15 protein-coding genes and 1 pseudogene are annotated in these 12501 nt (G+C 69.6%); 9 read left to right on the plus strand and 7 right to left on the minus strand.

All coding sequences use genetic code 11. The annotated features are described in order from the left end of the window. Nucleotides 1-20: 20 nt before the first annotated feature. Complete coding sequence (gene ctaE / locus V1227_RS18615; protein WP_090100803.1) at nucleotides 21-629, minus strand: aa3-type cytochrome oxidase subunit III; 609 nt, start codon at nucleotides 627-629, stop codon at nucleotides 21-23. 91 nt (nucleotides 630-720) lie between these two features. On the opposite strand from ctaE, the gene V1227_RS18620 reads away from it, so the two are divergent. The 4 genes from V1227_RS18620 (at nucleotide 721) to V1227_RS18635 (ending at nucleotide 3516) form a co-directional block, all read left to right on the plus strand. After that, nucleotides 721-1110, plus strand: a complete 390-nt coding sequence (locus tag V1227_RS18620; protein WP_329793835.1) for a hypothetical protein — start codon at nucleotides 721-723, stop codon at nucleotides 1108-1110. A 65-nt stretch (nucleotides 1111-1175) separates the two neighbouring features. Beyond that, nucleotides 1176-1586 carry a hypothetical protein gene (locus V1227_RS18625; protein WP_329793836.1) on the plus strand — a complete coding sequence of 137 codons (411 nt, stop codon included), beginning with the start codon at nucleotides 1176-1178 and terminating at the stop codon, nucleotides 1584-1586. A 5-nt stretch (nucleotides 1587-1591) separates the two neighbouring features. After that, the gene (trpD, locus tag V1227_RS18630) at nucleotides 1592-2632 is read left to right on the plus strand and encodes an anthranilate phosphoribosyltransferase (protein WP_329793837.1); all 1041 of its coding nucleotides are present in this window, start codon (nucleotides 1592-1594) and stop codon (nucleotides 2630-2632) included. Between the two features lie 203 nt (nucleotides 2633-2835). Then, a complete protein-coding gene (locus V1227_RS18635) occupies nucleotides 2836-3516 on the plus strand; it encodes a lysophospholipid acyltransferase family protein (protein WP_329793838.1) in 681 nt (226 codons plus the stop codon). A gap of 156 nt (nucleotides 3517-3672) precedes the next feature. On the opposite strand, the gene V1227_RS18640 is transcribed toward V1227_RS18635, so the two are convergent. Beyond that, nucleotides 3673-4089, minus strand: coding sequence for a cytochrome c oxidase subunit 4 (locus V1227_RS18640; RefSeq protein WP_329793839.1), 417 nt, complete (start codon nucleotides 4087-4089; stop codon nucleotides 3673-3675). Between the two features lie 12 nt (nucleotides 4090-4101). Beyond that, nucleotides 4102-5034, minus strand: coding sequence for an aa3-type cytochrome oxidase subunit II (ctaC, locus tag V1227_RS18645; protein ID WP_329793840.1), 933 nt, complete (start codon nucleotides 5032-5034; stop codon nucleotides 4102-4104). A 181-nt stretch (nucleotides 5035-5215) separates the two neighbouring features. Here ctaC and asnB point away from each other — a divergent pair, with 181 nt between their 5' ends. Next, on the plus strand, nucleotides 5216-7144 hold the full coding sequence (asnB, locus tag V1227_RS18650; protein WP_329793841.1) for an asparagine synthase (glutamine-hydrolyzing): 1929 nt from the start codon (nucleotides 5216-5218) through the stop codon (nucleotides 7142-7144). Nucleotides 7145-7179: 35 nt separating this feature from the next. Here asnB and V1227_RS18655 read toward each other — a convergent pair whose 3' ends face one another. After that, complete coding sequence (locus V1227_RS18655; protein WP_329793842.1) at nucleotides 7180-7944, minus strand: class I SAM-dependent methyltransferase; 765 nt, start codon at nucleotides 7942-7944, stop codon at nucleotides 7180-7182. 7 nt (nucleotides 7945-7951) lie between these two features. Then, nucleotides 7952-8884 (minus strand): carbohydrate kinase family protein, encoded by a 933-nt coding sequence (locus V1227_RS18660; RefSeq protein ID WP_329794060.1) that lies wholly within the window; start codon nucleotides 8882-8884, stop codon nucleotides 7952-7954. A 157-nt stretch (nucleotides 8885-9041) separates the two neighbouring features. On the opposite strand from V1227_RS18660, the gene V1227_RS18665 reads away from it, so the two are divergent. Further along, nucleotides 9042-9215: a hypothetical protein gene (locus V1227_RS18665; protein ID WP_157984678.1), complete on the plus strand. Its 174-nt coding sequence runs from the start codon at nucleotides 9042-9044 to the stop codon at nucleotides 9213-9215. 70 nt (nucleotides 9216-9285) lie between these two features. Here the strand turns inward: V1227_RS18665 and V1227_RS18670 are convergent, their stop codons facing one another. Next, the gene (locus V1227_RS18670; protein WP_236223474.1) at nucleotides 9286-9654 is read right to left on the minus strand and encodes a HesB/IscA family protein; all 369 of its coding nucleotides are present in this window, start codon (nucleotides 9652-9654) and stop codon (nucleotides 9286-9288) included. 167 nt (nucleotides 9655-9821) lie between these two features. Next, the gene (locus V1227_RS18675) at nucleotides 9822-10859 is read right to left on the minus strand and encodes a glycerate kinase family protein (RefSeq protein WP_329793843.1); all 1038 of its coding nucleotides are present in this window, start codon (nucleotides 10857-10859) and stop codon (nucleotides 9822-9824) included. A gap of 42 nt (nucleotides 10860-10901) precedes the next feature. On the opposite strand from V1227_RS18675, the gene V1227_RS18680 reads away from it, so the two are divergent. The 3 genes and pseudogenes from V1227_RS18680 to V1227_RS18690 form a co-directional block, all read left to right on the plus strand. Then, complete coding sequence (locus tag V1227_RS18680; RefSeq protein WP_329793844.1) at nucleotides 10902-11525, plus strand: DUF3043 domain-containing protein; 624 nt, start codon at nucleotides 10902-10904, stop codon at nucleotides 11523-11525. Beyond that, a complete protein-coding gene (locus tag V1227_RS18685) occupies nucleotides 11526-12158 on the plus strand; it encodes a class I SAM-dependent methyltransferase (RefSeq protein WP_329793845.1) in 633 nt (210 codons plus the stop codon). Nucleotides 12159-12190: 32 nt separating this feature from the next. Then, nucleotides 12191-12433, plus strand: a pseudogene (locus V1227_RS18690) (aldo/keto reductase); the annotation flags it as partial. Nucleotides 12434-12501 lie beyond the last annotated feature (68 nt).

Genomic DNA, 12501 nt, shown 5'->3' on the forward strand with positions numbered 1-12501 from the left:
TGGCTTCGTGCCGACCCAGGTCAGGGCACGATGTAGATGATGGCGAACAGGCCGATCCACACGACGTCGACGAAGTGCCAGTAGTACGACACGACGATCGCGGAGGTGGCCTGTGCCGGCGTGAACTTGCTGAGCTTCGTCCGGATCAACAGGTAGACGAACGCGATCAGGCCGCCGATGACGTGCAGGCCGTGGAAGCCGGTCGTCAGGTAGAAGACCGTGCCGTAGGCCGAGGACGGGATCGTCGTCCCGGCGTGGACCAGCTCGACGTACTCACCGGCCTGACCACCCACGAAGATCGCGCCCATGATCAGCGTCACGATGTACCAGCGACGCAGACCGAAGACATCACCCCGCTCCGCCGCGAAGACGCCCCACTGACAGGTGAAGGACGACGCGACCAGGATGATCGTGAAGACCGACGCGTAGGGGACGTTCAGGTGGGTGGGAGGCGGGGGCCAAGGTCCCTCGTTCTGGGCCTTCACCGTGAAGAACATGGCGAAGAGGCCAGCGAAGAACATGAGCTCGCTGGACAGCCAGACGATCGTGCCGACGCTGACCATGTTCGGGCGGTTCAGCGAGTGCACGCGCTGGCCGATTGAAGGCGCTGCCGTGGTCACGAGCAGCATTATTGCTTGCGCTATTTCCGTCCGCCCATCGGGTCCTGGGCAGATCATGGGTCGGCTGGGTCACACGCGGCTATCGCGAGGAGATCGACGAATGGGTTTGCTGAGCCGGTTGCGGGACGTGCTGCGGCGGGAGGCCGTGCCCGCGCTCTCGATGGACGACCCGTCGCTCGTCGTCGTGGTGGAGGCGTTCGACATCGCGGAGGCCGATTCGGCGGCTCTGGCGCGCTCCCCTCAGTGGCGCGCCGACGAGCTCGCCGTGCTCCGCCACCACGTGCGCATCCCCGCTGAGCAGGTAGAACGCGCGCGCGAACTGCTGGAGCCGGACGGCTGGGTCGTCGAGCCGGGGGAGGTGTCGCACATCAGCCGGGTGCAGAAGCTGGACGCGTTGCACTGCGCCCAGGAGCGGTCGCGGATGGCCTCGCTGGCGCAACGGCTCGGCGGCGACGCCCTGGGGTGGGACGCCCTGCAACCGGCCCGATAGCATCGCGGCGACCTTGGTCACTTTCTTCAGGACCGCAGTCGGCAGTCGCAGCGGAGGATCCAGAGATGAGCGCGCAGACCACGAAGATCCTGGTGTTCAGCCACCGGCCCGAGGTGCGTGAGACGATCATCACTGCGGTCGGCCGCCGTCCCGCGCCGGACCTGCCGCGGGTCGACTTCGTCGAGGTGGGCACGATCGCGGACGTCCTCTACGAGGTGGACAACGGCACCGTCGACCTGCTGATCCTCGACGGCGAGGCGCAGCCGACCGGGGGCATGGGCCTGTCCCGCCAGCTCAAGGACGAGATCACCGACTGCCCGCCGATCGTCGTGGCGGTGCGCCGCAAGGACGACCGGTGGCTCGCGACCTGGTCGCAGGCGGACGCGGTGCTGGTGCACCCGCTCGACCCGCTGGCCGCCGCCGAGACCGTGGCCGAGGTGCTGCGGGGCTCGGCTGTTCCCGTCGTCAAGGGCTGATCGCCATGAGCCAGCGCACCTGGCCCTCGCTGCTCAACCGCCTGATCGACGGCGTCGACCTGACCGCCGACGACACCGCCTGGGGCATGGACCGGGTGATGTCGGGCGAGGCGTCCCCGGCGCAGATCGCGGCGTTCGTCGTCGCGTTGCGCGCGAAGGGCGAGACGCCGGAGGAGGTCGACGGCCTCGCGACGATGATGCTGAACCACGCCCGCCGGTTCACGGTGGACGTGCGGGCGGCCGACATCGTGGGCACCGGCGGCGATCATTCCGGTTCGGTGAACATCTCGACGATGGCCGCGATCGTCACGGCCGCGGCGGGCGTTCCGGTGGTCAAGCACGGCAACCGGGCGGCGTCGTCGCAGTGCGGCACCGCGGACGTGCTGGACGCCCTGGGCGTCGCGATCGACCTGCCTCCGGAGGGCGTGCAGGCGACCGTGCGGGAGCTGGGGATCGGCTTCTGCTTCGCCCCGGTCTTCCACCCCGGCTTCCGGCACGCGGGTCCCGTGCGGCGCGAGATCGGCATCCCCACGTCGTTCAACCTGCTCGGCCCGCTGACGAACCCGGCGCAGCCCTCCGTCGGCCTGATCGGCTGCGCGCGGGCGTCCGCGGCACCGCTGATCGCCGGTGTGTTCGCGCGACGCCGCAACACCGCGCTGGTGGTGCGGGGTGACGACGGCCTCGACGAGATCACCACGACCACGACGACGTCCGCCTGGCTCGCCCAGGACGGCGTGGTGCGCACGGAGACGATCGACCCCGCGGTGCTCGGCGTGAAGCCGGCGCGCGAGGAGGACCTGAAGGGCGGCGACGCGTCCGTCAACGCCCAGGTGGTCCGCGACCTCGTGGGCGGCAGGACGGGGTCGGTGCGCGACGCGGTGCTCGTGAACGCGGCGGGTGCCATCGCGGCGCACGGCGGGTTCTCCGACGACCTGCACGCCGACCTGACGGCCTCACTGAGCCGTGCGGCCGACGCCATCGACTCAGGCAAGGCGGCGAGCCTGCTTAGCCGCTGGGTGGAGCTCTCAGCGTCTTTGAAGGGCTAGTCCTCGTCCCGGAGGCGGGCAGGCGCGCAACCCGTGCGGCTGCCCGCCTCCGGCGTCACAGGGCGAGTTTCGTCACGCCTCGTCGCCGGTGCGTGACCCTGCTGGCACGACCGCCGCACCGGCGTAGTCCGAGCGAGTGACGGGGTCGAGATGCGCGCCACGTGGTAACGCCGCGGCAACCCCCACCTGGAATGCTGGGGGTCATGGCCCTCCTCTACCCGGTGATGAAGCACGTCGTCGCGCGCACAGCCCGTCTTGTCTACCGCCCGGTGGTGGACGGTCTGGAGAACATCCCCACCGACGGCCCCGTCATCCTGGCGGCCAACCACCTCAGCTTCATCGACAGCGTCGTGATCCCGATGGTCGTCCCGCGCCGCGTGTCGTTCCTCGCGAAGGCGGAGTACTTCACGGGCACCGGCCTCAAGGGCTCGCTGTCGCGCTGGTTCTTCTCCTCGCTCGGCCACGTGCCGGTGCACCGCGGCAAGGGCCGCGACGCGCGAGCGGCGCTCGACACGGCCGCCGAGATCCTCGCCCGCGGCGACGCGTTCGCCATCTACCCGGAGGGCACCCGCTCGCTCGACGGCATGCTGCACCGCGGCCGCACGGGCGTGGCGCGCATGGCGCTCGAGTCCGGGGCTCCGGTCGTCCCGGTCGGCATCATCGGCACGGACGAGGTCCAGCCGGTCGGCAGCCGGTTCCCGAAGATCGTGCCGGTCACGGTCCGCTTCGGCGAGCCGCTCGACTTCAGCCGCTACGACGGCATGCAGGAGTCGCTGCCGGTGCTGCGCAGCGTCACCGACGAGATCATCTACCGCATCCTGGACCTGAGCGGCCAGGAGTACGTGGACGCGTACCAGAAGACGCCGGTGCCCGCCGCCGCGTAGTCCTGAACGCACGAAAAGAGCCCTTCCGCCGGCAAATCGGCGGGGGCTCTTTTTGTGCGATATGCGATGTATCACATATCGGATATCAGCGCTGGAAACGACAGAGGCCCCCTCCGCGCACGGAGAGGGCCTCGGCGAAATCCGGTGTGTCGGAGATCAGTCGTGGTTCGGGCCGGTGTGGTACTCGAACACCAGGCCGCCGACCGCGATCAGCACCATGACGATGGCGATCACGAGCAGCCACACGTGCCAGAACGCCACCGCGACACCCGTGGTCGCCGCCGCGGCGGCGAGACCGACCGGCCAGTACGAGCCGGGGCTGAAGAAGCCCAGCTCACCGGCACCGTCGGAGACCTCGGCGTCCGGGTTGTCCTCGGGCCGCACCTCGATGCGGCGGGCGACGAACCGGAAGTAGGTGCCGGTGATGAGGGCCAGGCCACCGGTCAGCGCGAGCGCCACCGTGCCGGTGGGCTCGACGTGGCCGGTCGCCAGGTGCGTCCAGTAGCCGTAGACGACGGCCATCAGGAACGAGAAGGCCATCACCAGGTCGAATACGCGAGCTTCGATCTTCATCGCGGAGCGTCCCTACTTCTGACCCGCGCCGGAGGCCTCGCGGGCCGTCCGGTCGGTGTTGAACGGGGTGGTCGTCGTGGCCAGCGGCGCGCACAGCTCACCGCAGTTGACCTGCGAGAGGGCCTCGGCCGTGGTGTACGGCTTGCCCGTCTTCCCGTTGACCTGCTTGCGCAGCTCGATGTACTTCTCGAAGTCGTCCTGCTCCAGGGCGCGGACCTCGAAGTTCATCACGGCGTGGTAGGAGCCGCAGAGCTCGGCGCACCGGCCGACGAACGCACCGGGACGGTCGATCTGGTCGATCTGGAAGACGTTGTCCTGGTTGTTCTTCTCCGGCTGCGGGAAGACGTCCCGCTTGAAGTGGAACTCCGGCACGAAGAACGAGTGGATGACGTCCGTCGAGCGCAGCGTGAACTGGATGCGCTTGCCGGCCGGCAGCACCATGACCGGGACCTCGCCCGAGGTGCCGACCGTGCTGACGACGCTGCCCTCTTCGGTCTTGTGGTCGGGGTACTGGAACTCCCAGTTCCACTGGAACGCGATGACGTCGACGTTCACGTCGGGCTTGCCCGACTTGTCCGTGACGTAGTTCTGCGTCACGGCGGTGAAGTAGAACAACACCGCCACGATCACCGTCGGCACGACGATGAGCACGATCTCCAGCGGGAGGTTGTACGCCGTCTGACGGGGCAGTTCCTCCGACTTCTTGCGGTGGAACACCACCGACCACGCGATCAGACCCCACACGATGACGCCGACGACGAGCGCGGCGATCACGGACCAGGTCCAGAGCTCCCGCATCGCTTCGGCCTGCGGCGTGACGGCCACCGGCCATCCGAAGCGCAGCACCTCGTCCGTGGAGCAACCGGTGGCCCCGATACCGACCAGGCCTACCAGCCCAGCGGTCTTCGCCAGCCGGGATGCCCTGGTGCCCTCCTTCAGGCCCACTGCTCGCCCGCCTCCTCGTTCCATGCCAACGGATCAAGCGGGAGCGTAGCCCAGCGCAACCGCGCTCACCCCTTGGGGGCACCGCCGCTGCGGTGCAGTTTCGGTCACACAGAGCCCCTTCGGCATACTGGGGACTTCCCCGTGGTCTTCCCCTTCATGTTTCTTGAGAGGTGCGAGAGCCTTGTGCGGCCTGGCAGGACTTGTTTGCCCCAGCGAGAACGAGGCCGAGAGCGCCCGCCCGGCGGTGGAGGCGGCGCTGCGCTGCATGCGGCACCGCGGGCCGGACGAGAGCGGCACCAGGCGGGTCGACGAGGTCGTGTTCGGCTTCAACCGCCTCTCCATCATCGACATCGAGCACTCGCACCAGCCGCTGACCTGGGGCCCGCCGGAGTCGCCGGGCCGGTACACGATCAACTTCAACGGTGAGATCTACAACTACCTGGAGCTGAGGGCGGAGCTGACCGAGTCGTTCGGCGCGGTCTTCCACACCGACGGCGACACCGAGACGATCGTCGCCGCGTACCACTACTACGGCCCCGCGGCGATCACGAAGCTGCGCGGCATGTTCGCGTTCATGATCTGGGACTCCGAGCGCGAGGTCGTCTTCGGCGGGCGCGACCCGTTCGGCATCAAGCCGCTGTACTGGGCGCAGGGCCAGGCGGGCGTCGCGTTCTCCAGCGAGAAGAAGATCCTGCTGGAGATCGCGTCCTCGATCGGCATCGTGCCGAAGATGAACGTCAAGGGCCTGCAGCACTACCTCACGCTGCAGTACGTGCCGGAGCCCGCCTCGCTGCACGACCACATCTTCCGCGTGGAGTCCGGGCACTCGTTCACGCTGGTCCCGGGCGAGTCGCCGAAGTTCGAGCGGTACTTCCCGGCGCACTTCAAGGTGCGCACCGTGCGCAGCGAAGGCGAGGCGAACGCCCTCTACGACGAGATCACGGCGGCGCTGCGCGACTCGGTCGCCAAGCACATGCGCGCGGACGTGACGGTCGGCTCGTTCCTGTCCGGCGGCATCGACTCGACGGTCGTCGCGGCGCTCGCCAAGGAGCACAACCCGGACCTGATCACGTTCACGACGGGCTTCGAGCGCCAGGGCTTCTCCGAGGTCGACGTGGCCGCGGAGTCGGCGGCGCTGATCGGCGTGAAGCACGTGGTCCGCACGGTCAGCGCGCAGGAGATGATGGACTCGCTGCCGCTGATCACGTGGTACCTCGACGACCCGGTGGCCGACCCGGCGCTGGTGCCGCTGTGGTTCATCGCCCGCGAGGCGCGCCGGCACGTGAAGGTCGTGCTGTCCGGTGAGGGCGCGGACGAGCTGTTCGGCGGGTACACGATCTACCGCGAGCCGTTGTCGCTGGCGGGCTTCGAGAAGGTGCCGGGCGCGCTGCGCAAGGCCATGGGCGTGGTCTCCACGAAGATCCCGCACGGCGTGCGGGGCAAGGACCTGCTGCGTCGCGGCGCCCTGACGCTGGAGGAGCGCTACTACGGCAACGCGCGCATCTTCCTCGACGACCACCTGCGCCAGGTGCTGAAGACGTACGACCCGTCGGTGTCGCACATGGACGTGACGGCCCGGCCGTACCGCGAGTCGCGCGACTGGGACCCGGTCACGCGCATGCAGCACGTCGACCTGTTCACGTGGCTGCGCGGCGACATCCTGGTCAAGGCCGACAAGATGACCATGGCGAACTCGCTGGAGCTGCGCGTCCCGTTCCTCGACCCCGAGGTCTTCAAGATCGCGTCGCAGATCCCCAGCGAGCTGAAGATCACCAAGGACACGACGAAGTTCGCGCTGCGCAAGGCGATCCGCGACATCGTGCCGGCGCACGTGCTCAACCGCCGCAAGCTGGGCTTCCCGGTGCCGATCCGGCACTGGCTCAAGGACGAGATGCACGACTGGGCGGTCGACGTCGTGCGTTCGTCGCAGACGGACCGGTACATCGACAAGAACGCGGTGCTGCGCCTGATCGAGGAGCACCGCTCCGGCGTGCTCGACCACAGCCGCCGCATCTGGGCGCTGCTGGTGTTCATGATCTGGCACGGCATCTTCGTCGAGGACCGCATCAAGCCGGTGGTGCCGGAACCGCACTACCCGGTCAAGCTCTAGCGTCGGAGGCCCCTCCGCGGAGGGGCCCTCCTGCGTCAGCGGCGTCCCTGGGCGCTGCACATCGCGTACGAGCTGACGACGGTCTCGGGCGACGCCATCAGCTCCAGGTAGCGGTCGAACTCGTCGTCGGTGAGCGGCAGCCTCGCGCGCACCAGGCGGGCGGTCGCGGCGAGCAGGCGGCAGCCGGCGGAGCCGCCCTGCCACTCCCGCACCTCGCGGGAGCCGCTGACGTCGTGCAGGCCGGCGTCGAGGAGCGCCCTCTCGATGCGCGCGCCCCACGCCAGTTCGGCACCCGCGTGTTCGAGCAGCGTCAGCAGGGCGTTCTTCACCCGCATGATCAGCTTCGCGTCGTCGGGAGCGGCGGAGAGGACCTCGAGCGGGAGGCAGTCGAACTCGTCGAGCACGAGCCAGCCGCCGGGGCGCAGCGAGTCGCGCAGCTTGCGCAGGACGGCGTCGCGCTGCGGGAGGTGGAAGAGCACCAGCCGGGCGTGGACCAGGTCGAACGCGTTGCCCGGCAGGATGTTGGACACGACGTCGTGCTCGAGCACGGTGACGTTGTCGCGCTCCTCGAGCCGTGTGACGTCGATGTCGGTGACCGTCACGTGGCCGGACGGGGCGACGACGTCGGCGAGCCAGTTCGCGACCGAGCCACCCCCGCCCCCGACCTCGAGGCAGCGCCAGCCGTTTGCGACGCCGAGCTGCTCGACGCGGGCGAACGTGCCCGCGTCGAGCAGGGAGCTCAGCGCGTCGAACTTCGGGTCGAGCGACTCACCGGAGTCGCCGAACAGGTACGTCCCCATTGTCCGATCATGGCAGGACGGGGGCGATCTCCTCAGCTGCTTCTTCGCCGAATGCACCGCGGATGCGGGCGAGGGCCGGGTCGCGCTCGAGCACCCACTCCTGCGTGCCGACGGTCTCGAGGACCTCGACGGCGATGAACGACCCCAGCTGAGCTGCGCGTTCGAGGCTCAGGCCGGACACCGTGCCGGCGAGGAAGCCCGCGCGGAAGCCGTCGCCGACGCCGGTGGGGTCGGTCTTCGCGACCTCGGGGACGGCGGGGACGTGCAGCGCGAAACCGTCGCGGTCGACGATCTCGACGCCCTTGGCGCCGAGCGTGGTGACGCGCCGGCCGACGCCGGCGAGGACGTCCGCCTCGGTCCAGCCGGTCTTCTGCAGCAGCAGTTCCCACTCGTAGTCGTTGCTGAACAGGTACTCGGCGCCCTCGACGAACGCGCGCGCCTGCTCCCCGTCCATGCGGGCGAGCTGCTGCGAGGGGTCGACGGCGAACCGGTAGCCGCGCTGACGGCACTCCTCGGCGTGGCGGAGCATGGCCGCGGGGTCGTCCGGGCTGATGACGACGAGCTCGAGGTTCTCGACGCGGCCGGCGATCGGCGAGAGCTCGATGTTGCGGGCCTCGGCCATCGCGCCGGCGTAGAAGGACGCGATCTGGCACATGTCGTCGTCCGTCGTGCAGACGAACCGCGCGGTGTGCGCGACCTCGGACACGTACACGCCGGACGTGTCGACGCCGTGCCGCTCGAGCCACGAGCGGTAGTCGTCGAAGTCCTTGCCGACGGCGCCCACGAGCACCGGCCGCACCCCGAGCACGCCGAGCCCGAACGCGATGTTCGCGCCGATGCCACCGCGGCGGACTACGAGGTCGTCGACCAGGAAGCTCAGCGACACGCGGTCGAGACGCTCCGCGACCAACTGGTCCGCGAAACGACCCGGGAAGTGCATCAGGTGGTCGGTCGCGATGCTGCCGCACACGGCTAGGGGCACGTCGAGTCCTCATTCCTTGTTGCGCTGGGTGACAGCTCACCCGGACGAGTGCAGCTGTGAAGACTACCGTTTGGTAGGGCTATCCCAGGTCAAGCCGTCCCAATACGGTCAGGGCGTGACGATCCCTGAGGCGACCACGATGAGTGAGCTGATCGACGACTGCGCGCAGCTCCCCTTCGCTCTGACCCACCCCGAGCACCCCCTCCCCGCCCCGCGCGCGGCCGCGCCGTGGCAGGTCGACGAGCGGTGCGCCCACCAGGTCGAAGGTCTCGCCGAGTACGGCGTCTGATTCCTGGTCCACACACGCGTGAGGCCGCGTTCCCGTCGATGCGGGAACGCGGCCTCATGCGTTGTTCGCCTTAGTGGAACGAGTCGCCGCAGGCGCACGACCCGCCGGCGTTCGGGTTGTCGATCGTGAAGCCCTGCTTCTCGATCGTGTCCACGAAGTCGATGACAGCGCCTTCGACGTAGGGCGCGCTCATGCGGTCAACGGCGACCTTCATGCCGTTGAAGTCGACCAGCGCGTCACCGTCGAGCGAACGCTCGTCGAAGAACAGCTGGTAGCGCAGGCCCGCGCACCCGCCGGGCTGGACGGCGATGCGCAGGTGCATGTCGTCGCGGCCCTCCTGGTCGAGCAGCGCCTTGGCCTTGACGGCGGCCGCATCGGTCAGCGTCACGCCGTGGCTCGGCGCCTGGGAGGTCGAAGCGGCATCCTGAGCGGTCGTCATGGCTCTCCTAAGAGGTCCTCTGCGGGCGGTCACCCATCAACAACACGGGCGTTCCCCGCCTTGTTCCGCTTCCCATGGTCCCACAACGGCACCCTTTGCCGCCCTGGGTGTCGACTGTCACGTAGACCACGCTCCGGCCGACCGATATATCAGTCGGTTCCCCGCGCTCAGCGCGACCACTGCCGCGCGACGTGCCTGGCCGTTGCAACGAGACTTTTGCGCGCGTCCGCAATCGACTTGTGCACGGAGCCGACGTGCTCGGAGACGGAGTAGGCGACCTGGACGCCGGCGGCGCCCATCTCGCGGCGGCCGACGCTCACCTGGCCCGCGATGGCGATGCAGGGGATGCCGCGGTCGGCGGCGCCCGAGGCGACGGCGGTGATGAGCTTGCCGCGCAGCGACTGCCAGTCGAAGCTGCCCTCGCCGGTGATGACCAGGTCGGCGTCGTCGAGGGCGGTGTCGAGGCCGGTGAGCTCGCGGACCAGTCCCGCGCCCGACGTCACCGCCGCGCCCAGGGAGAGGAGTGCGGCGCCCAGGCCGCCCGCCGCTCCGGCGCCCGGCACGTCGGCCACCGGGTGGAGGACCTCCATGGCGGCGAGCTTCGCTTCGAGGCGTTCGACGGCCTCCGGCGAGGCGCCTTTCTGCGGGCCGAACGTGTGCGCGGCGCCGTGCGGCCCGAGGAGCGGGTTCTCGACGTCGGATGCCGCCACAAGCGATATATCAGTCAGGTCGATGCCCGCGTCGGCGAGTGCGGCGAGCATGCCGGCGCCACCGTCGGTCGTGCCGGAGCCGCCGAGGCCGACCGTTATGACATCGTTGTCGGCCACAGCTGCCGCGATCAGCTCGCCGACGCCTCGCGTGGTGGCCGTCTCGCAGTACTCCGGGCGGACCTCGGCCGGGATGAGGTGGAGGCCGCACGCTTCGGCGGACTCGATGTACGCGACGCGGCGGCCGTCGGTGTGCACACTGCTGAGCCAGCGCGCTTCGACGGGGTCGCCGAGCGGGCCGGTGACGGTGCTGTGCCGCACGTCGCCCTCCGTCGCGGCCTGCAGGACGTCGACGAAACCGGGACCCCCGTCGGCGAGCGGGCGTTGGACGACGACGTCGTCGGGCTTGGCCTCGTGCCAGCCGGTGGCGATGGCGTCGGCGGCCTCGCGGGCGGTCAGGGTGCCGCCGAAGCAGTCCGGGGCGATGAGTACGCGCACCTCGCGAAAGGTACAGAAGGACCGCTGTCCTACCCTGTTGCCGTGAGGTTCCTGCGCCGCAACGCCGCCGACACCGAAGCCCCGGCCACCGAGCCGACCACCGAGGCCGAGTCCTCCCCCTCCGTGGGCAAGGGCCGGCCCACGCCCAAGCGGCGTGAGGCCCAGGGCAGGCGTTCCGGTCCCGTTCCGCCGCCTCCCCGCACGCAGCGCGAGGCGTTCAAGCGCATGCGCGGCAACAAGGTGAGCAAGGAAGAGCGCCGTGCCGCGGCCGTCGAGCGCCGTCAGCGCATGATGGCGGGCGAGGACAAGTACCTGCTGCCGCGCGACCGCGGTCCGGTGAAGGCGTACATCCGCGACCTCGTCGACTCGCGCCGCAACCTCATGGGCCTGTTCATGCCGCTCGCGATCCTGGTGTTCGTGGCGCTGCTGACCCCGTCGCTGGCCGTGCAGCGGTACGCGACGCTGGCGACGACGTTCATGCTGATCGCGATGGTCATCGAGGGCCTCGTGCTCGGCAGGCTCGTCACGCGCAAGGTGCGGGCGAAGTTCCCGACCGAGCCGATCAAGGGCATCTCCATCGGCTGGTACTCGTTCATCCGCGCGAGCCAGCTGCGCCGCCTCCGCGTGCCCAAGCCGCGGGTGAAGCCGGGCGAGGCCGTCAAGTAGGTGCGCGGGAAGCCGCGCAAGCTCCAGCTGCCGGAGAGGCTGCGGTGGAACCACAACGAGTGGTACCGCCGCCGGCTCCTCCGGCAGTTGCCGTCCGGGGCCGGGGCGGCGCTGGACGTCGGGTGCGGTCTCGGTGACCTGGCGCGGTCGATCAGGGCGGACGAGGTCACCGCGATCGACGCCAGCGCGCGCATGATCGAGCGAGCGAGTGCGACGAGCGACCGCGTGCGGTGGATCCACGGTGACGTGCTCACGCACGACCTGGAGCGGTACGACGTCGTCACCGCGGAGGCGAGCCTGCACCACCTGCCGTTGCGTGAAGGCCTCGCCAGGCTCGCGGCGCTGACGAAGCCGGGCGGCACGCTGGTCGTCGTCGGGTTGTACCTGACCGCGACGTGGGCGGACCGGGCGGTGGAGCTCGTGGCGTTGCCCGCGAACGCGGTCGTCGGCCTCGCGAAGGCCGTGCGGGGCACCGGCGGCTCGCCGCACGACCCCGAGATGCCGATCGTGACGACAGCTCCGACGTTGCCGGAGATCCGCGCGGCGGCAGCGGAGATCGTGCCCGGCGCGCGGATCCGCAGGCACGTGTTCTGGCGGTATTCGCTGGTCTGGCGGGCACCCGAAGTTCATTAGCAGCACGAACGACTTCGGCTAAGCTCGGAGGTATGAAGTTCCGTCGACTCGGCCGCAGCGGCCTGTCCATCAGTGAGATCTCGTACGGCAACTGGCTCACCCACGGCTCCCAGGTCGAGGAGGAGCAGGCCCACGCGTGCGTGAAGGCGGCGCTGGAGTCGGGGATCACGACCTTCGACACCGCCGACGTCTACGCCAACACCGCCGCGGAGTCGGTGCTCGGCCGCGCGCTCAGGGGTGAGCGGCGCGAGTCGCTCGAGATCCTCACCAAGATGTGCCGATCTGGCTAACTTGAGAGAGTTCAAGTAGAGCGGGTCCGGGCGGTGCTGCGAACACCGGCACC

The organism is Lentzea sp. DG1S-22 (assembly GCF_036321065.1).
In the GTDB taxonomy this organism is placed as follows: Bacteria; Actinomycetota; Actinomycetes; order Mycobacteriales; family Pseudonocardiaceae; genus Lentzea; species Lentzea jiangxiensis.